This window comes from Amycolatopsis sp. Poz14 (assembly GCF_006704225.1).
Lineage (GTDB): Bacteria > Actinomycetota > Actinomycetes > Mycobacteriales > Pseudonocardiaceae > Amycolatopsis > Amycolatopsis nivea.
In genome coordinates, this window is the sequence record NZ_JACLHD010000001.1 from 358,757 (window position 1) to 377,404 (window position 18,648).

At 68.3% G+C, this 18,648-nt stretch carries 20 protein-coding genes and 2 tRNA genes; 8 read left to right on the forward strand and 14 right to left on the reverse strand.

Annotated elements, in window-relative coordinates:
- Positions 1–5: 5 nt before the first annotated feature.
- Genes FKO37_RS01880 through FKO37_RS01890 form a run of 3 tightly spaced genes read left to right on the forward strand, consistent with a single transcriptional unit; the run spans position 6 to position 1,764 of the window.
- On the forward strand, positions 6–371 hold the full coding sequence (locus FKO37_RS01880; protein WP_238603574.1) for a glyoxalase: 366 nt from the start codon (positions 6–8) through the stop codon (positions 369–371).
- Positions 372–389: 18 nt separating this feature from the next.
- Entirely contained in the window at positions 390–926 is a 537-nt protein-coding gene (locus FKO37_RS01885) for a helix-turn-helix domain-containing protein (RefSeq protein ID WP_051728593.1), read from the forward strand.
- Between the two features lie 58 nt (positions 927–984).
- Positions 985–1,764, forward strand: a complete 780-nt coding sequence (locus FKO37_RS01890; protein WP_037807676.1) for a class II aldolase/adducin family protein — start codon at positions 985–987, stop codon at positions 1,762–1,764.
- A 6-nt stretch (positions 1,765–1,770) separates the two neighbouring features.
- Here FKO37_RS01890 and ppk2 read toward each other — a convergent pair whose 3' ends face one another.
- The 4 genes from ppk2 to FKO37_RS01910 all read right to left on the reverse strand — a co-directional run bounded on the left by ppk2 (position 1,771) and on the right by FKO37_RS01910 (position 5,639).
- Positions 1,771–2,661, reverse strand: a complete 891-nt coding sequence (gene ppk2, locus FKO37_RS01895; protein WP_043837720.1) for a polyphosphate kinase 2 — start codon at positions 2,659–2,661, stop codon at positions 1,771–1,773.
- A 78-nt stretch (positions 2,662–2,739) separates the two neighbouring features.
- The gene (locus tag FKO37_RS01900; RefSeq protein ID WP_238603575.1) at positions 2,740–4,188 is read right to left on the reverse strand and encodes a hypothetical protein; all 1,449 of its coding nucleotides are present in this window, start codon (positions 4,186–4,188) and stop codon (positions 2,740–2,742) included.
- Between the two features lie 108 nt (positions 4,189–4,296).
- Positions 4,297–5,040: a hypothetical protein gene (locus FKO37_RS01905; RefSeq protein ID WP_238603576.1), complete on the reverse strand. Its 744-nt coding sequence runs from the start codon at positions 5,038–5,040 to the stop codon at positions 4,297–4,299.
- On the reverse strand, positions 5,040–5,639 hold the full coding sequence (locus FKO37_RS01910) for an RNA polymerase sigma factor (RefSeq protein ID WP_043837724.1): 600 nt from the start codon (positions 5,637–5,639) through the stop codon (positions 5,040–5,042). Before FKO37_RS01910 ends, FKO37_RS01905 begins: the two co-directional genes overlap by 1 nt.
- Positions 5,640–5,820: 181 nt before the next feature.
- Between FKO37_RS01910 and FKO37_RS01915 the strand changes: the two genes are divergently transcribed.
- Both FKO37_RS01915 and FKO37_RS01920 read left to right on the forward strand, forming a co-directional pair.
- The gene (locus tag FKO37_RS01915) at positions 5,821–6,540 is read left to right on the forward strand and encodes a hypothetical protein (protein ID WP_043837725.1); all 720 of its coding nucleotides are present in this window, start codon (positions 5,821–5,823) and stop codon (positions 6,538–6,540) included.
- Positions 6,537–7,313 (forward strand): hypothetical protein, encoded by a 777-nt coding sequence (locus FKO37_RS01920; protein WP_238603577.1) that lies wholly within the window; start codon positions 6,537–6,539, stop codon positions 7,311–7,313. The genes FKO37_RS01915 and FKO37_RS01920 overlap by 4 nt, the downstream gene beginning before the upstream one ends.
- A gap of 59 nt (positions 7,314–7,372) precedes the next feature.
- Here FKO37_RS01920 and FKO37_RS01925 read toward each other — a convergent pair.
- From FKO37_RS01925 to FKO37_RS01955, 7 genes are all read right to left on the reverse strand, one after another.
- Positions 7,373–7,446 (reverse strand) — tRNA-Arg (locus FKO37_RS01925).
- A 42-nt stretch (positions 7,447–7,488) separates the two neighbouring features.
- Positions 7,489–7,578, reverse strand: a tRNA-Ser gene (locus FKO37_RS01930).
- Between the two features lie 66 nt (positions 7,579–7,644).
- Positions 7,645–9,354 (reverse strand): phosphatidylglycerol lysyltransferase domain-containing protein, encoded by a 1,710-nt coding sequence (locus FKO37_RS01935; RefSeq protein ID WP_037807237.1) that lies wholly within the window; start codon positions 9,352–9,354, stop codon positions 7,645–7,647.
- Positions 9,355–9,400: 46 nt separating this feature from the next.
- Positions 9,401–11,380 carry an acetoacetate--CoA ligase gene (locus FKO37_RS01940; protein WP_238603578.1) on the reverse strand — a complete coding sequence of 660 codons (1,980 nt, stop codon included), beginning with the start codon at positions 11,378–11,380 and terminating at the stop codon, positions 9,401–9,403.
- Entirely contained in the window at positions 11,377–11,985 is a 609-nt protein-coding gene (locus FKO37_RS01945; protein WP_134663927.1) for a TetR/AcrR family transcriptional regulator, read from the reverse strand. Before FKO37_RS01945 ends, FKO37_RS01940 begins: the two co-directional genes overlap by 4 nt.
- Positions 11,986–11,996: 11 nt before the next feature.
- Positions 11,997–12,887, reverse strand: a complete 891-nt coding sequence (locus FKO37_RS47480; RefSeq protein WP_238603579.1) for a zinc-binding dehydrogenase — start codon at positions 12,885–12,887, stop codon at positions 11,997–11,999.
- Between the two features lie 85 nt (positions 12,888–12,972).
- Positions 12,973–13,605, reverse strand: coding sequence for a dienelactone hydrolase family protein (locus FKO37_RS01955; protein WP_037807230.1), 633 nt, complete (start codon positions 13,603–13,605; stop codon positions 12,973–12,975).
- 104 nt (positions 13,606–13,709) lie between these two features.
- On the opposite strand from FKO37_RS01955, the gene hisC reads away from it, so the two are divergent.
- Entirely contained in the window at positions 13,710–14,768 is a 1,059-nt protein-coding gene (gene hisC, locus FKO37_RS01960; protein WP_037807227.1) for a histidinol-phosphate transaminase, read from the forward strand.
- Here the strand turns inward: hisC and FKO37_RS01965 are convergent.
- Together FKO37_RS01965 and FKO37_RS01970 are read right to left on the reverse strand one after the other, a co-directional pair.
- Positions 14,761–15,522 carry a sulfite exporter TauE/SafE family protein gene (locus tag FKO37_RS01965; RefSeq protein ID WP_134663931.1) on the reverse strand — a complete coding sequence of 254 codons (762 nt, stop codon included), beginning with the start codon at positions 15,520–15,522 and terminating at the stop codon, positions 14,761–14,763. The genes hisC and FKO37_RS01965 overlap by 8 nt on opposite strands.
- A gap of 531 nt (positions 15,523–16,053) precedes the next feature.
- A complete protein-coding gene (locus FKO37_RS01970) occupies positions 16,054–16,398 on the reverse strand; it encodes a VOC family protein (protein ID WP_238603580.1) in 345 nt (114 codons plus the stop codon).
- Between the two features lie 77 nt (positions 16,399–16,475).
- Between FKO37_RS01970 and FKO37_RS01975 the strand changes: the two genes are divergently transcribed.
- Together FKO37_RS01975 and FKO37_RS01980 are read left to right on the forward strand one after the other, a co-directional pair.
- Positions 16,476–17,174: a FadR/GntR family transcriptional regulator gene (locus tag FKO37_RS01975; protein WP_037807218.1), complete on the forward strand. Its 699-nt coding sequence runs from the start codon at positions 16,476–16,478 to the stop codon at positions 17,172–17,174.
- Positions 17,175–17,256: 82 nt separating this feature from the next.
- Positions 17,257–18,069 carry a class I SAM-dependent methyltransferase gene (locus FKO37_RS01980; protein ID WP_238603581.1) on the forward strand — a complete coding sequence of 271 codons (813 nt, stop codon included), beginning with the start codon at positions 17,257–17,259 and terminating at the stop codon, positions 18,067–18,069.
- Between the two features lie 29 nt (positions 18,070–18,098).
- On the opposite strand, the gene FKO37_RS01985 is transcribed toward FKO37_RS01980, so the two are convergent.
- A complete protein-coding gene (locus FKO37_RS01985) occupies positions 18,099–18,587 on the reverse strand; it encodes an FBP domain-containing protein (RefSeq protein WP_037807213.1) in 489 nt (162 codons plus the stop codon).
- Positions 18,588–18,648: the final 61 nt, after the last annotated feature.

The window sequence follows — 18,648 nt, forward strand, 5'->3', positions numbered from 1 at the left end:
GAGGCATGATCCATCACGTGCAGGTCGCCTGCCCAGCGGGCGCGGAGGACGACGAACGCGCGTTCTACACCGGTGTGCTCGGCTGGCCGGAACTGCCGAAACCGCCGCTGCTGGCGGCACGCGGCGGCTGCTGGTTCCAGGTGCCCGGCGTCGGCGGGCCGGACGGCGAACTGCACGTCGGCGTCGAGGCGGATTTCCGTCCGGCGCTCAAGGCGCACCCGGCGTTCGTGGTCGACGTGGATGCGGTCGCCGCCGCGATCGAAGCCGCCGGCCGGTCCGTGACGTGGGCCGACCCCGCGGAAATCCCCGGCAGGCGGCGGTTCCACACCTTCGATGCGGTCGGCAACCGGCTGGAGTTCCTCGAGGGCTGAGCCGCTTACAGTGGGGGGATGAGCCAGGAGGCGGAAGAAGCCGAGCAGCGGATCACGCGACGATTGCGCGAGCTTCGCCTGGAACGCGGCCTGACCTTGGACAAGGTCGCCGCCGCCGCGGACCTCACGCCGGGCTATCTGTCCCGGGTCGAGAGCGGCCAGCGGGTGCCGAGCCTCGGCACGCTGGTGGTTCTCGCGCGGGCGCTGGACGTCAGCGTCGCCGATCTCGTCGCCGCCGAGGAACGCCGCTCGCCGATCGTCAAGCGCGAGGACGCCGTCACGTACGGCACTCGCGGCGCTTCCATGACCCACCTGTCCCCGCCGTCGTCCGCGCTTGAGGCGACACTCGTGACGCTGCGGGGCAAGTCCGTCCCACCTCGTCCGACCCAGCACCGCGGCGAAGAGTGGCTGCACGTCGTCAGCGGTCAGCTCGAACTGACCCTGGCCGGCGAAACCCACCTCCTGGCCGCGGGCGACTCCGCGCAGTTCCCCGGCAGCACCGACCACACCCTGCGCGGCGCGCCGGACGCGGAAGTCCTCGTCGTGATCGCTTGACTCCCGTTGTGCCTCCGAGGCACCCTTGTTGCCAGACAGGCAACATTGGGAGATGCTGATGACCGACGCCCCGGTAGCCGAACTCGACCTCGACACCCTGCCCGAACGCCTGGATTCCGTTGCCGCCGAACGCGCGCACCGCAAACGCCAGCTCGCCGTCGCCTTCCGGCTGTTCGCCCGGTACGGCTTCGACGAGGGCATCGCCGGGCACCTCACCGCGCGCGACCCCGAGTTCCCGAACCGGTTCTGGGTCAACCCGTACGCGGTGCACTTCTCCCGGATCAAGGTCAGCGACCTGCTTCTCCTTGACGAGAACGGCAAAGTGGTCGAGGGAACGCGGCGCACGAACAAGGCCGCCTTCGCCATCCACTCGACCATCCACGAAGCCCGCGAGGACGTCGTCGCCGTCGCACACGCGCACACGATCCACGGCCGCGCGTGGTCGGCATTGAATCGTTTGCTGGACCCGATTGTCCAGGAATCCTGTGCCTTCTACGAAAATCACGTGCTTTTCGACGAGTACAAAGGCTTGGTCCTGGAACGCGACGAGGGCGTGCGCATCGCTGCCCGGCTCGGCTCGAAACGCGCGGCAATCCTTCGCCACCACGGATTGCTGACCGTCGGCCGCAGCGTCGGCGAGGCGGCGTGGTGGTTCATCACGATGGAACGCGCCTGCCAGATGCAACTCCTCGCCGAAGCCGCCGGTACGCCTCGCGTGATGACCGCCGAGGAAGCCACGCTCGCCGCCCGTCAATTCGGCAGCGCGAACATGGCGCGCAACAACTTCCGCCTGCTGGAGGACCTGATCGTCGAGGAAGAACCCGACGTGCTGGACTGACGGGATTCAGTCGCCGACCGCGTCCCGCCCGCGCTTCACGATCAGCGGATCCGGTTCCCCGACGATCTTTTCGTCCTTGCCCTCGTAGTCGAACCGGGACAGGAAGTAGCGCATCGCGTTGATCCGGGCGCGCTTCTTGTCGTTGCTCTTGATCGTGATCCACGGCGCGTGATCGTTGTCCGTGCGGAGGAACATCGCCTCCTTGGCCGCGGTGTAGTCGTCCCATTTGTCGAGCGACTGCAGGTCCATCGGGGACAGTTTCCACTGCCGCACCGGGTCGACCTGCCGGATGATGAACCGGGTGCGCTGTTCGGCCTGGGTCACCGAAAACCAGAACTTCGTGACCGTGATCCCGCTCTCCACGAGCATTTCCTCGAACAGCGGCACCTGGTGCATGAACTGCTCGTACTGGTCGGGCGAGCAAAAGCCCATCACCTGCTCCACCCCGGCCCGGTTGTACCAGGACCGGTCGAACAACACCATCTCGCCGGCGGTCGGCAAATGCTGGACGTAGCGCTGGAAGTACCACTGGTGCGCTTCCCGGTCGCTGGGCTTGGCGAGCGCGACCGTACGAGCGTGGCGCGGGTTGAGGTGCTCCATGAACCGCTTGATGGTGCCGCCCTTGCCCGCGGCGTCGCGCCCCTCGAAGAGAATGACGTGCCGGCTGCCGGTCTCGCTGATCGAATTCTGCAGCTTGAGCAGTTCGACCTGGAGGAGATACTTGGTCTCGTCGTACTCCTCGCGCGGCATGCGCTCGTCGTAGGGATAGTTCTCCCGCCAGGTGTCGACGGCCTTGCCGAACGCGTCGATCAACACCGGATCGTCGTCGTGATCCTCGGCGACCGAATGCCCGTCGATCCCGAGCCGATCGATGTACTCCCGCACGTCCCGCAACATGCGGCCGACCTTAAGCAGGGCAGGTGAACGGGAGGTGTCTCCGGCTTCGCGCTTCCGGTGCGGGAGCCATGGCCGTGGTTAGCGCGCCTTGACCAGGTACAACTCCGCGCGCCCGTAGAGCGGCGCGGAAATCGTCCAGTGCGCAAGGTAATCCGGCGGCGGCGGACCCCAAACCCGCTCCAACGCGAGGTCCAGCTTTCGCGGCCGCGCGGTGTAGTCGAAGAAGGCGAAGTTCACCCGGAGCAGCCCACGCGACAGATGCCCGGCCCGCGCCTCCAGTTCGGCGATCGCCCCCGGCATGCGGCCGCGGTCAGAGAAGACGTCGATGATCGCGCAGTCGCAGGTGTAGGCCAACACGCCGATCTCGTCGGCGGTGCCGACCGTTCTCCCAGCTGCCAGCCTGCCCACTTCACGGCCGATCTCGGCATACTGCGCGCTCGTGGTGTAGTTGGACGTGAACGGAGCGAAATCCCGCGGCAGACCGGCCCCGGCATAGCCGACCACACTGGCACCGACCAAAGCCACGACGATAGCTGTCCCGGCTACGCGCTCGATTCGGTGGGCGGAGCGAGCCACGACCGCACAGACGAACAGCGTCGCCGCGACGATTCCGGGGCCGTAATACCAATGGTACGGCGGCACTTTCAGCTGAACGTACGCCAGGCTGTGCCCCGCTCCGGCCACCGCGAGCGCGGCGAACGGGAGCAGTCGACGGCAGGCCGCGTCACCGCGCAACGCCAGGACCAGCCAGCGCAACCCGGCCAGCGCCGCCAACCCGACGCACAAGAACGCGAGCACCGTTTGTCCCGGCAGGTTCTGCCAGTACAGTCCGACACCGTTGCCGAATTCCCATTTCCCCCAAGCTTTTCGCGCGCCCTGCAGGGTCTTGATGACCAGCGTGTCCGGAACGGCGGCTCCCAAGACGACCCAACTGAACGCGAACCAGGGCACCGCGACGAGCGCCGCGCCTTGCACGCTGCGCAGGCCGTCGACCCAGAATCGCCGCCGGAACAGGAAAATAACTCCGGCGAAGAGCAGCAGATCGACCCTGACGAGGCTCAGCGCACCAGCCACCAGCCCGAACGCGAACGGCCGCCGCTCCGCTGAAAAGACCAGCAGCCAGCCAAGTCCGGCCGCGCCGAGTTGCACTTCCATGCCGATCGACGACACCAGCAGCGGATTCACCGTCAACGCGGCGGTCGCGAGAACCGGGAACCAGCGAGGCAACCCGGTTATCGTGCCCAGCCTCCGCAGCGCCAGCACCAGCAGCACCTGACACGCCACATACAACACGCCCGCAGCGAGAACCGCGTCCCGCAGCACGAACGTCAACGCCGCCAGGGAAAGCACATTCAGCGGCGAGGTTGCCGTATTCGAGGTGCTGTCGGCGAGCAATCCCCAATTTCCATGGAAAGCGAGATTGCGAGCGTAGCTCAAGGTGATATAGGTGTCGTCGATCAGATGACCGTGCACCACAATAAAGACCAACGTCGACGCGGCCGCCACGCCGAGAAGCAGCCAATCCACCCGTCTTCGGACAGAAACCGGCCGCGCCTGACCTGATCGAGGCGTCGTCAAACCCAGTGCCATTATTACGTTTCCCCCAGCAGTCTTCGCGCGAAGACAGGTCCGGTGCTATCTCCCCGGAACGTCGCGGACTTGCCCGTCGCGCATAGTCACCCGGAATTTTCGGCTGTAATCGTCATGCGGAGAATCGCCCTCGACGAATTTCACGACGAAAGTGCCGTCCTTCAGCAAGGCGGGCGTCATCGCGTCGTCCGGCCCGTACAGCTCCACTTTGGCCACGTCGGGGCTGGCGACCCCGAACACGACGCTCGGCTGGCGGGGATTGACGACACTGCTGAATCCGCAGATCGGGCGGGCGGCGCTGAGGAAGGCGTAGCTCTCGCGCCCGTGCACCCAGTCCCTGTTGTCGGTGACCATCAGGCCCGCGTTGCTGTCGGAACGCTGGCCGTGGTCGAGAACGCAGACCGCCGCGAGCGAAGCATTGCGGATGACGAGGTAACCCCGCTTCGCGTCCTGATCGACCCTGAGCGTCGAGCGCCAACTTCCCGGGTCAGACAACGCGACTCCGAAAGAGGGTGAGCTGTCGAGACAGGCCTTGAGAACTCGCGCGTCGCTGGCGGCTGGCTTGGCACCGACCGGAACCCGCGTCACGCCCGGACTGGCGTCGTGCACCGGCGAAAACACCAGCGTCGCGCCCAAAGCCAGCCCGCCGACTCCCGCGGCGACCGCCAGTGGCAGGCCCAGTTTCCGCCGCCGCCGTGCGCGCAGTTCCGGAACGAGCCGGTTCCACATGGATTCCTTCAGGAGATCCGGCATCGGCCGTTCGGGCGGCAGGTTGAGATCGTCGGCCATCAGAACTCCTCCCCCGCCAATACGTCGTTGTCTCGCAGGAGCTCCCGCAACCGGGCGCGCGCCCGCGAAATCCGCGCCCGCACGCTCGGTTCGGCGATCCCGAGCACCGCGGCGCCCTCCGCGGTCGACAAACCGCCAAGCAGGCAAAGCTCAACAGCCCGCCGTTCGGCCCGAGGCAGTTTCGCGACCGCGGTCAGCACGACCTTCAGCCGTCGGTCCGCGTCGACCTGACCGGCCACGTCCTCCGCGTGATCGCGCACGACGGTGGTGCGCGTCAGCCGCGGCAGCGCAGCCGCGAACCGGCCGAGGCGGCGCTGTTCCCGGCGAGCCAGGTTGGCGGTCACCGTGAACAGCCACGGCCGGGCGCTGTCGTTCACCAACGTCACCTCGCCGAGGCGTCGCCACGCGGTGAGGAAGGTCAGCGAAGCCAGGTCCTCGGCGGTGGCCCAGGACCCGGTCAACCGGTACGCGTAGTTCCACACCGCGCTGACGTGCCGGTCGAACAACTCCGAGAACGCCGCGACGTCGCCCGCCGCGGCTCGCGCCCACAGCTCCTGGTCGCCACCGGGGGTGTCCGGGACGTCGTCCTCGGCCGACATCCCCCACCCCCGCCCCTGATCCGAAACTGTCGTCACAACCCCATGTCCCCGCTCGCCACGACAGCGTTGCATCGGACCCGGGACGAGAGTGATCAGTGTCTCGCCTCGGCGGAAGCGGATGGATATAGTCGGGTCGAGCCAGGCTGGGTCGCCCGGTTCGCTGGGCGGAGGGCTGCGGGGGATGACCGACAACGGGCGCGAAGAGCCGCCGACGAATCCTTTCGCCGCCGTCGGTTACGGATACCCGCCGCCTCCTCCGAAACCCCGGCGGACCGGCTGGATCATCGGCGGGATCGCCGCGCTGGTCGTCGTGCTGGGCGCCGGGATCGCCGTCGGAGTCGTGGCCGGGCAGTCTTCCGATCCGCCGCCGAAGCCGGTCGCCGCGCCGGGTTATTCGATGAACAACGTCGCCAATGCCTGCGATCTCGTCGATCCCGCCGCGTTGAAGAAGTGGTCGCCCACGCCCAAGGGCCAGCCCGAGCACAAGGAAGTCCGCCCGAGCGAGCACGACGCCGGCAGCCTGAGCTGCCAGCTCCGCTACACCAGCGACGATCTCCTGAACTCCGCCGAAATCCTCCTCGACGTCGATTTCACCGAGGGCACCGCGCCGTCGTCTTATGAGAGCTGGAAACGCGGCACCCTGGCCAAGACCGGCGAGGGCAAGGCATCCGGGCCGATCACCGGAGTCGGCACCGAGGGCTTCTGGCACTCCGAGGTCTACGGCGAACTGGTCGCGAACACGCGCTACGTCCTCTGCGCGGTGGACCAGAACGTCTCGGTCCGCGTCCGGCTCAACTTCAGCCGTACCCGGGAGGTCGCGCAGATGCACCGCGCCGAGGTCCAGCCGATCGCCGAAGCACAGGCCCGGAAGGCGTTGAACGGGCTGAAAGGGATTCGATGACCCACTCGCCTGGCAACCATCCCGTTGCCGGACAACCATATCCGCCGCCCGGCCAGGGATTCGGTTATCCCCCGCCGACGAAACCGCCCGGCCCCAAACCGGGAGTGATCGTGGCGGGCGCGATCGGACTGGTCGTGATCCTGGGCGTCGGAATCGCGATCGGCCTGTCCCTCACCGGCGGCTCGCCCGCTCCGGAAGCCAAGCCGACCCCGTCCGCCGCCCCGACCCCGTCCACCACCGCCTCGCCCACCGCGCCGCCGGGCAAGTACTCGATGAGCGGGATCTCCAACGCCTGCGATCTGCTCGACCCCAAGCCGCTGGCGAAATGGTCCACCACCCCGATCCCGCCGGTCCACCGGGAAGGCCAGCCAAGCGACGGCTACGGCGGCGACCTGAGCTGCAGCCTCCGCTACACCAGCACGTCCAAGACCGACGGCGTCGCCACGAACGAGGCAGGGATCGCCGTCCGCGCCGAGTTCGCCTCGCTGGACCGGCCGCCGGCGTACGAGCAGTGGAACACCAAACCGTCGCAGGGCTGGACCTCCGGCACGATCGCCGGACTCGGCACGCGCAACTATTGGCGCGCGGGCAGCACCACGGAAACCGGCCCGGGCGCGAGTTACATCGTGGGGGTGGAGGACAGCAACGTGACGGTGGAAATCCAGGTCGCCGTCCACCGGGCTCCTGGCGAAGCTCCGCTGAAGATGGATGATCTGTCGTCGATCGCGCAGACCCAGACCCGTGCGGTGCTGGCTCGGCTGAAGAAGCCGTAAATGCACAACGGACCGAGTGCAAAGCACCCGGTCCGTTGATTACTGTCTCGACCAGACAGTGCGCCCGAAGGGATTCGAACCCCTGACCTTCTGATCCGTAGTCAGATGCTCTATCCAGCTGAGCTACGGGCGCGTGTTCAGTTGTTAACCTAGCACCTGCCGAAACAGGCACCAGCGGAGGCTCCGGGATTTGAACCCGGGAGGGGGGGTTACCCCCAACCGCATTAGCAGTGCGGCGCCATAGACCAGACTAGGCGAAGCCTCCTGGGTCCTAACGACCACTGCTCAGATAGGTTACACACCCCTCCAGCCCCTCCGGAAGGCACCCCCCTCAACGCTGCAGCACCCGCCGCAACCAGGGAGAACGGCCGCCGAGGCCCTCGGCTTCGAAGGTGGCGATGCCGACGCGCGGGAGGGATCCGACGCCGGGGTAGACGAGATACCGCGGGACCCACCGGGGCTGGAACTTGGCGTTGAACCGGTAGAGGCTTTCGATCTGGATCCAGCGCGAGAAGAAGTGCAGGACTTTCGCCGAAAGGCGCGCGACCGGGCCCGCGCCGATGCGTTGGCCCTGTTCCATCAGGGCGCGGAAGGCGGCGAAGTTCAGCGACACGTGGTCGATGTCGTGCTCGCGGGAGTACAGCAGCAGCTCCGAGATCATCAGCTCGTTCACGCCGTTGTCGACGGTGCGGTCCCGGCGCATCACGTCCAGCGACAGTCCTCGCTCGCCCCACGGCACGAACTGCAGCACGCCTCGGACGCGTCCGCCCTGTTCCGCGGTGACGATCACCGAACCCGGGTCGCCCATGCGGCCCAGCGCCATCGAGAACCCGCGTTCGGTTTCGGTGCCGCGCCAGGTGGCGGCCAGGTGCACCAGCTCGGGTAGCTCGCCGGGACGCAAGTCTTCGGCCCGGCGCACCAGGACCTTGTAACCGGCCCGCTTCGTCCGCGACGCCGCCTGCCGTACGCCGCGCATCACGCGGCCTTCCAGCGTGAACGTCTGGGTGTCGACGACCGCCTCGTCGCCGATTTCCAGTACCTCCAGGCCGAACCGGGCCCACACCGTCGCGCCCAGTTCGGACGCGCCCATCGCGGCGGGCACCCAGGCGTTGCGCTGGCAGATGTCCAGGTACTCCTCGATCGCGCCGGGCCAGGCCTCGTGGTCGCCGAGCGGGTCGGCCGAGGTCAGCGCGACGCCGGCGATCACGCGGAACGTGACCGCCGCCTTGCCGGTCTTGGAGAAGACCGCGAACTTGTCGCGGCGCAGCGCGAAGTAGCCGAGCGAATCCCGTTCCCCGTGCTGCTTCAGCAACTCGTGCAGCCGCGCGAGTTCGTCGTCGGACAGCTCCGGCGCGGGTTCGGCCGAGCGCAGCAGGAAGTACGCCGACACCAGCACGCCGGTGATGCTGAAGATCAGCCCGATCGACGCGGACAGGTCCTCGAACCACATCTCGTGGAACACCGCGGGCCCGCTGACGCCGGTGAGCGCGAGCGCGGACTGGGACAGCCGGTCGGCGAAGCTCAGCGGGTCGAGCATCCGGGCGGGCGCGACCGACAGCAGCGCGAAGTTGAGCACGAACCCGGCCAGCACCAGTTGCAGCAGCACCCGCAGCGCGCGCCAGCGGCCGACGGTCGGGTCCGGGCGGGCGATGAAGTACCGCCGTGTGCCGAGAAGCCCGGCGAGCAGCACCATCGACACCACCCCGGCGCCGAAAACGTGCCGCAGCCCGAGGTGGGACAGCGCCAGGAGCGCGGCGAAGCCGACCGCCAGCTGCCAAGCGCGGCGTTTGCGGCGCCGGAGCCCGGCCGCGAGCATGATCAGCAACACACCGGTGACCAGTGCCACAGCGGCCGCCGCGGTGGTCGCTTCGCTCGGCAGTTCCAGCCATTTGGCGACGTGCCCGCGCACGTCGCGGCCTACCGGGACGACCGTGGACACGATCGCCAGCAGCCCGGCCAGCCTGGTCACCCACGTGATCGCGACGACCGACGTGACGCCGGCCGCCTGCCAAGTGTGCTGCGCGCGCGTCCCCGTCACCACGCGTGCAACACGCACGGCCCTGCCATGCTTCCCCCCGTTGGCGCGTTCACTCCGCGGCGAGCTCCACAAAGGGGGCCAGCGCGGCCGGGTTGGCCAGCGCGTCCGTGCTCACCGCCCTCTCCGGCGCGACTCCGGAGAGAATCCGCTTCACTGGTACTTCGCACTTCTTACCGTTCAACGTACGGGGAATCTCGGAAACGACCAGGAACCGATCGGGTACGTGTCGTGGCGACAGCGCGCTGCGAATCTCTTTCCGCAGGTCAGGCTCTACCTCTTCGAGCTTCGCGCCCGGCGCGAGTACCAGAAAACACAGCAGCTGCCCGTCGTCGTTGCCCGCCGCCGACGTGTCGATGACGAGCGAGTCGGCGACCGTGGCGAACCCTTCCGCGACCCGGTAGAACTCGGCGGTGCCCATCCGGACGCCGCCGCGGTTGAGCGTCGAATCGCTGCGGCCGTAGACCACCGCCGAACCGCGGCGCGTGATCTTGACCCAATCGCCATGCCTCCAGATACCCGGGTATGTGTCGAAGTACGCCTCGCGCAGCCGGGAACCGTCCGGGTCGTTCCAGAACGAGACCGGCATGGACGGCATCGGTTCGGTGATCACCAGCTCGCCGACCTCCTCGACCACCGGCTCGCCGTGGTCGTCGAACGCCGCCGCGGCCACGCCGAGCGCGCGGCAGGACAGTTCGCCGAGCCACACCGGAACGTCCGGCGCGGCCGCGACGATCGCCGCGCACAGGTCGGTGCCGCCGGAGACCGAGCAGATCTGCACGTCCCGGCCGATCGCGTCGGCGATCCAGCGGAAACCCTCGGAGGACAACGGCGAACCGGTCGAGCCGACCACGCGCAGCGCGCTGAGGTCGTAGCGTTCGGCCGGGGCGAGGCCCGCCTTGAGGCAGCTCTGGATGAACGGCGCGGACGTGCCGAAGTAGGTGACGCGGTGCTGTTCGGCCAGATGCCACAGCGCGTTCAGGTCCGGATGGCCGGGACTGCCGTCGTACAGCACGATCGTGGCGCCGACGAGAAGCCCGGAGGCGATGAAGTTCCACATCATCCAGCCGGTGGTGGTGAACCAGAAGAACCGGTCCCCCGGCTCGAGCCCGCTCTGCAGGCCCAGCGCCTTGAAGTGTTCGACGACGATGCCGCCGTGGCCCTGCACGATCCCCTTCGGGAGCCCGGTCGTGCCCGAGGAATACAGGATCCACAACGGATGCGCGAAGTCCACCGGCTCGTACGCCAGCTCGCCGCCCGCGTGTTCGGCGAGCATCGCGTTCCAGTCGATGACGCCGTCCAGCGTCCCGTCGCCCAGGTATTTCACCAAAACGGTGGCTTCGATCGACGGAATCTGGTCGCGCAGCTGCTGAACGGTGTCCCGGATGTCGAATTTCCGTCCGTTGTAAGCATATCCGTTCACCGCGATGAGCACCTTCGGCTCGATCTGGGTGAACCGGTCGGCGATCGCGCGGATCCCGAAGTCCGGGGAACACGACGACCAGATCGCGCCGAGGCTGGCGGTGGCGAGGAAAGCGATGAGCGTCTGCGGGCAGTTCGGCGCGAGCGCGACGACGCGATCTCCTTTGCCGACACCGAAAGCACGCAACGCGGCGCGCGCGGCGGCGACGTGCGCGCGGAGGTCGACGTAGGTGAATTGCTCGGCGAGCCCGTCCTCGCGGTGGAAAATCACCGCGAGTTCGTCGTCGGCCTTCGTGGCCCCGCCGGTGCCCGGGCTCAGCGAGTGTTCGGCGTAGTTGAGCGTGCCGCCGTCGAACCATTTCGCGTCCGGCATCGCGCCGGACAGGATTTCCCGCGGCTGTTCGTGCCAGCGCACGCCGAAGAACTCCGCCACCGCGGTCCAGAACTCCGGAACTTGCTCGACCGAGTAGCGCCACAGGTCGGCGTAATCGGCAAGGTCGACGCCGCGCTGCTCGCGCAGCCATCGGCGGAAGGCCTCGATCTTCGAGTCAGCGACCCGGTTCGGGTCGGGTCGCCAAAGCACCTCGGGAACAGCGGCGTTCTCGGTCACTCGCCGATGCTAACCCCGGCATGCGCGCAAAGTCCTTTTTCGACCGTGCCCACTCCGGACAGCAGCGCGCGGACGACGTCAAGGACGAACTCGCGGGTCAGGTCCTGGTGCCCGAACAGCGCGCGGAACACGACGGGGGCGGCGAACAGGTCCAGCAGCAGGTCGACGTCCTGGCCGGGCTGGAGATCCCCGCGCTCCTCGGCCTTGCGCAGGGAAACGACGCAGGCCTCCCGGCGCGGGGCCCAGAACGAGGTCAGGAAGTCCTCCCGCAGCTCCGGGTCGTCCGCCAGGTCAACGGCCAGCGCCGGGAGGACGCGGCCGAAGACCGGGTCCTCCAGGCCGATCCGGAGTGCGTCGAGGTGGCCGACGAGATCGCAGCAGGTGCACCCGGTGTCGATCTCCGCGATCCCGGTGCGCGCCTCCGCCAGTGCGGCGACCACCACGTGTTTCTGGCTTTTCCACCGGCGCCGGATGGCGGGTTTGGTGGTGCCCGCGCGCTGGGCGATGGCCTCCATGGTCAGCGCCGAATAGCCGGATTCCCGGACCAGTTCGCACACCGCGACCAGCACGGCGTGGTCGATCCGCTCGTCGCGTTGGCGCGCCATGAATTCTCCCGCTATCCGTTGAGCAGCACGACCTTACCGAACGATTTCCCCTGCTCCACGTGCTGGAGGGCAGCCGCGGCGCCGGCGAGCGGGAACGTTTGGTCGCGCACGGCGGCGAGCTGACCGTCTTCCACGAGCTCGAGGACGCGGTCCCACGACTTCCGGCGTTCTTCCGGCGGCACCGAGGTCAGGCTGAACGCGAACAACGTCGGCGACTTGTGGAAATCGCGCATCAGCGGCTCGAACGCTTCCGGTTCCGGGACACCCGCCGTTCCTCCACAAAGGACATAGCGACCGTTGGGGCGCAACAGTTCCAGATGCTCCCGGACCTGCGGGCCAGCCGCGGTGTCGATGATGACGTCGTAAGTCTCCTCGGGACGCTCGCGGGTGCGGTCGACGATTTTCGCGGCACCGAGAGTCCGGAGCCGTTCGCCGTACTCCGCCGAGGACGTCACTGCGGTGACCTCGGCACCGCGAGCGTGGGCGATCTGGGTCGCGAGCACGCCGATCCCGCCGCTCGCGCCGCGGACGAGCACCCGTTCGCCAGGTGCCACCCCAGCCCGATGCACCGCGCTCTCGGCGACCATCGCGTTCACGCCGAGAGCGACCGCGTCGGCCGGATCGAGGTTTTCGGGCACGGGATACAGCTGGTCCGCGTCGGCGACGACCTGCTCGGCGTAGCCGCCGGAAAGGACCAGCGCCAGCACTCTCCGCCCGTCCCGCATCCGGCCGACGACCTCGACGCCCGGCACTGAGGTGGCGCCATTCCGCAGATTCATGATGTCGAAGTAGCCGACGCCGATGGCCTCGACCTCGACGGCGGCTTGCCCTGGGCCAGGAGCCGGGTCAGGGGTATCGGCCAGGACGAGTCGCTGCTGGGGTTCGACAAGCACCGCTTTCACAGGTGGTTCCTCTCGCGTTAACGTTTCGATCCGGATCGGAACGTTATGCGAGTGCACAGCGACCCGTCAAGGGTGCTGCCGAAGATCAGCGGAGGTGCGCGTTGAACCAGTCGAGGGTGCGCTGCCAAGCCTCTTCCGCCGCGCTGGGATCGGCGTCGAAGCGGTGGTTGGCACCCGGATAGTGCACGACGTTCGTCGCGACTTTGGCCGACGCCGCGGCCTCGCGCAGTTGCTCCACCTCGGCTTCGCCCGCCTCGTCCCCGGCGTCGCCGTACATGCCGAGCCACGGGCTGGTCACGCGTCCGGCGATTTCCAGCAGCTTCGGCAGTTCCGCCACCGCCTGGCCGCCGACGCTCACCGCCGCGCCGAACTTGCGGTGCGAGGCGACTACCAGCGCCGCCGTGCCGCCGAGATCGAAGCCGACGACGCCGCGCAGGTCGGCCTCGACGCCGCGGTCGGTGAGCCATTCGAGCGTGCGGTCGGTGGCGTCGAGCAGGTCGCGCTGGGTGAGCTTTTCGCCGGATTCGATGTGCGGGGTGACGGTGAGCCAGCCTTCGCCGGCAAGGCTTTTGACCAGCAGCAGGACGCCGTCGGTGACCCCGTCGCCCTCGTGCAGGACCACCAGGCCGCCGCGAAGAGCGCCGTCGGGTTCGGCGAAGGTGAGGCGGAGGGTGCTGCCGTCGGTACGCTGGTGATCCACGGTGGTCGTCGACGTCATCGCCTCATGCAATCACCTCCGGGTGAACATTGGGAACCTTTCCGGATCCGCCGGGGCGAGATACGGTGACCCCGTCGTCCCGTGAAAACCGAGGAGTTCCGACGATGCCGTCCCTCGCCCCCCGCCCTGACCTCGATTCGTTGCCGAAGTACGTCCCTGGCCGGACGATCGAAGGGGCCGTCAAGCTCGCGAGCAATGAGGTGCCCGGCGGTCCGCTGCCGAGCGTCCAGGCGGCGATCACGGCTGCGGTCACCGGAGTGAACCGCTACCCGGACAACGGTTCCCAGGCTTTGCGCGAGCGGCTTTCGCGGCGGCTGGACGTGCCTGCCGAACGCCTCGCGATCGGCTGCGGTTCGGTGTCGCTGTGCCAGCAGATGATCCAGGCGCTGTGCGGTCCCGGCGACGAGGTGCTGTTCGGCTGGCGGTCGTTCGAGGCCTACCCGATCGTGGTGCAGGTGGCGCTCGCGACGGGCGTGAAGGTTCCGCTGACGCCGGAGCACGGGCTGGACCTCGACGCGATGCTGGCGCGGATCACCGACCGCACGAAGCTGGTGTTCGTCTGCAACCCCAACAACCCGACCGGCACCGTGCTGCACCGGGACGAGATCGAGCGGTTCCTCGAAGCGGTGCCGCCGCACGTGCTCGTGGTGCTGGACGAGGCGTACAAGGAATTCGTCACCGACCCCGAGGTGCCGGACGGCGTCGAGTTCACGCGGACGCACAGCAATGTGGCGGTGCTGCGCACGTTCTCGAAGGCGTACGGGCTCGCCGGGCTGCGGGTCGGTTACGCGGTGGCTCCGGAGCCGATCGCGCAGGCGCTGCAGCAGGTGTACGTGGCGTTTTCGGTGAACAGCATCGCGCAGGTGGCCGCGATCGCGTCGCTCGACGCGGAGGACGAACTGCTCGCCCGGTGCCAGGAAATCATCTCCGAACGCACCCGCGTGCGGGACGCGCTGCTGGAAATGGGCTACGAGATCCCGCCGACCCAGGCGAACTTCGTGTGGTTCCCGCTCGGCGACGCCACCGCGGCCTTCGCGGAGCACATGCTGGACCGGAAGCTGATCGTGCGCCCGTTCCCCGGCGAGGGCGCGCGCGTGACGATCGGAACGCCGGAGGAGAACGACCTGTTCCTGGCCGCGGCCAAGGAATTCCGCGCTATTTGAGCACCAGCTGCACGACCGCGGCGAGCCCGATCACGACGATCACGCCGCGCAACACGGTGGGCGGCAGTTTGCGGCCGATCCTGGCCCCGAGCTGCCCGCCGATCGTGGACCCGAGCGCGAGCAGCCCGATCACCGGCCAGCTCACCGGGGCGACGAACGCGTAAATCGTGCCGGCGACGATGTTCACGACCGCGGACAGCACGTTCTTGACGCCGTTGAGCCGCTGCAGCGGTTCGGACAGCAACATGCCCATGACGGCCATCATCATCACGCCCTGCGCGGCGGTGAAGTAGCCGCCGTAGATGCCGATGACGAACAGCAGCCCGAACAGCAACGGCCCGGCGTGATGCTCGCGCCCGTTGGCCTCGCGGCGCTTCTGCACCCACTTCGACACCTTCGGCTGAACGATCACGAGCACGACGGCGAGCCCGACGAGCACCGGAACGATCTTCTCGAAGGCGTCCTTGGGCAGCGTCAGCAGGAGAATGGTGCCGCCGATGGCCCCGAAGAACGAGGCGACCGCGAACCGCACCACCTGCGGCCAGTAGCCGACCAGCTCATGCCGGTAGCCATAGGCCCCGCTGATCGTCCCCGGCGCGAGCCCGACCGCGTTCGACGTCGTAGCCGTCACCGGCGGATACCCCAGCGCGACGAGCACCGGAAAGGTCACGAGCGTCCCGGAACCGACGACGGTGTTGATCGTCCCGGCCCACATCCCGGCAATGAAGATGACGACGGCATGCCACCAGGTCATAAAGCACTCACCCGCTGACCCTAAGCAGCACCCCCGACACCCGGCGACGCGATGTGTCCGGTCAGACACTTGACGGGACCGTCTCGGGGCACGGGAAAGCTCGGTGATGGGCTTGGGTTCATTTCACCGGCTGCCTGCCGTGCGCACACCCGACGGCATCACCCGCGAGCCACCGCGCCCGCCATGCACGCGCGCCAGCTGCGCGCCATGCACACGCATCGGCTGCCCGCCGCGCATGCTCACCCGCAACCCGCCGCGCACACGCACCCGTGGTCTGCCGCGCATGCTCACCGGTTGGCCGCCGCGCACGCAGACCCGACGGCACCGCCCGCAAGCCGACACCTCCGTCGCGCCCGCCCGCCCGACGGCATCACCCAGCGAGCCGACACCTCCGCCAGCGCACGTCCCACTTCGCCTACCGAGCCCGCGCTTCACCCGCGCCGCCCGTCCGCACCAGCTTCTCCCTCCGCACCCCTCCTTCCATCCACATTCCCGCCTCCACCGCCGACCAGCGCCTCACCGACCAGCACCTCACCGCTCAAAAACGCAAAACTCATTCCCCTCCGGATCCGCCATCACCCACCACTCCCGGTCCTCGCCCCGCTCCGCCACCATCCGTGCTCCGGCGGCACGCAGCTCCGCCGGATCTCCCCACACGTCCAGGTGCATCCGGTTCTTCACCGTCTTGCGCTCCGGCACCGGGTTCAGCCAGAGCAACGGCCCCTCCCCTGCCGGGTCGACGATGGCGACCGGCCAGTCCGGCGGCCTCTCTCCGGGCGGGCTTCGGCGGACGTAGCCGAGCGTCGAACACCACCAGTCGGCTTGTGCCTGGTGGTCGAGTGCGTCCAGTGCCAGATCCTTGAATTTCGCGGTCATGGTCCCTCCCTTTCCCACCAAAGATCGTGACACCCGCCACCGACAATTTCGCGCGGCTCGGGTCGCCAGCTGCCAGGATGGGCGGCGTGGCTCACGAATCCGAGCAGGTCTGGAGCGCCACGGTCGACCATCTGCGCACGATGATCGACTCGGGCGAGCTCCCGCCGGGCTCGCGCCTGCCCGCGGAACGCGCGTTGTGCGAGCAGCTCGGCATCAGCCGCGGGTCGTTGCGGCAGGCGTTGCGGGTCCTGGATTCGATCGGTTACGTCCAGATCCGCGCCGGGTCAGGCACCTACGTCCGCGAGCAGGGCACTGCGGAAAGCCCGCTGAGCAGCTGGTTTTCCGAGCACGAGCAGCTGGTGGAGAAGTTGTTCGACCTCCGCGCGACCGTCGAACCCACCCTCGCCGAGCGGCTCGCGACGCAGCACACGCCGCGCGTCGTGCAGCGGCTCGCGGACAACGTCGCGGAGATGGAGGAGGCCGCGGCGGCCGGGGACATGCTGCGCGTCATCGCGACGGACGCCGAGTTCCATCGGGTGATCGCGGGCAACGCGGGCAACGACGACGTCGCGGACCTGCTCCGTTCGGTGCTCGCGCTGGTCGGCGAGGAACGCCGGGCCGCTCTGCGGCTTCCTGGGCAGATCCGCAAGGCCGTGGCCGAGCATCGCGCGATCCTCGACGCCATCAGCCGGTCGGACGCGGCCGCGGCGCGCGAGATCACGCTCAAGCACCTGCTGGACGCGAAAACCTACGCCCACGACTACGCGTCTTCCTGAATCAGCACCCGCGCAGCACGACGCGATCAGCGCTACAGTATTCACAAGTTTATAAAAAGACTGATACCAAGGGGGCCCGGCCGTGGAGAAAGTGCACTTCACCGAGGAGAAGGCGACCAACCTGGGCACGCTGTACGGCCGCGCCCTCGACGCTCGCCGCAAAGACCCGATTCTCGGTGACACCGCGGCGGACGAAGCGGTCAAGAAGATCGACTACGACTTCAGCAAGCTCGGTGTCAACGAAAACTCCTCGGTCTCCGTCGCGATCCGGGCGCGCGCGATCGACGCGATGGCCGCCGAGTGGCTCGTCGAGCACCCGGACGCGATCGTCGTGCACCTCGGCTGCGGGATGGACACCCGCGTGTACCGGCTCGACCCGCCGCCCTCGGTCGCCTGGTTCGATGTGGACTATCCCGAGGTCGTGGACGTCCGCGGCCGGATCTACCCGGAACGGCCGGGGTACGCCATGATCGGTTCGTCGGTCACCGATTTCGGCTGGCTCGACCAGGTTCCCGGCGACCGCGAGGCGCTCATCGTGGCCGAGGGGCTCACCATGTACCTCACCGCGGAGTCCGGGACCGAACTGGTCCGCAGGCTCGTCGGCAGGTTCCCGTCCGGCCGGATCGTGGCCGATTTCTTCAGCTCGCTCGGCGTCAAGGCGCAGATGATCAACCCGGTGGTCCGCCGCTCGGGCGCGACTTTGCATTGGGGCATCGACGATCCGCACGAACTCGAGCGCTACGGCCTGCGCCTGGTGTCCTGTTTGGACGCGACCGAGTGGGCGAGCGACGAAGTCCTCGCGAAGATCCCGGCCGGGTCCCGGCTGGCCTTGCGCGCGTCGGCGCTGTTCCCGGTGATCCGGAAAATGGGCCGGATCGCCGAATGGGATTTCTGAATCCCTGACCGGAACCGCGGCAACGGCGGTTACCGGGTTTCCAGCACCCGCGCCACGAACCGGCTGATCTTCTCGTTCATCCGCTCGACGGCTTCTTCCTGCGTGAGCGTCTCCTTCGGCTGCGGCACCGCGGGCTTGAGTTCGCCGCGCAGGTACGCGCTGCACTCCAGGTCGGCGCACAAATACGTGCCGACCGTATTGCCGTCGCGGCCGGCTTTCCCGGCGAGCCGCGCGCTGAACAGCGTGATGTCGGCGAGCGGATGCGTCGTGGTGCAGAACGCGCAGATGTTGCTGCGCACCCGTGATTTCGCCGGCGGCGCGGCGCGCAGCGACAGGCCAATCAGCTCGTCGCCGTGCGGTACGACGAGGTACGCCCGGCCGGGAGCCTTCACGTCGCGCCAGCCGAGGAAGTCGCGCTTCTCCCACGGGACGTCCGCGGGCAGCGTGACGGACTTGGCTTCCCCGCGAGAACAGTTGACGAACGAGGCGCGGATCTCCGCGGGGTCGAGCGGTTGCATACGGCCACGCTAACCATCGCGCCACCGCGGCGGCGACAGCTTTTTTCGCTCCCGGCCCCGC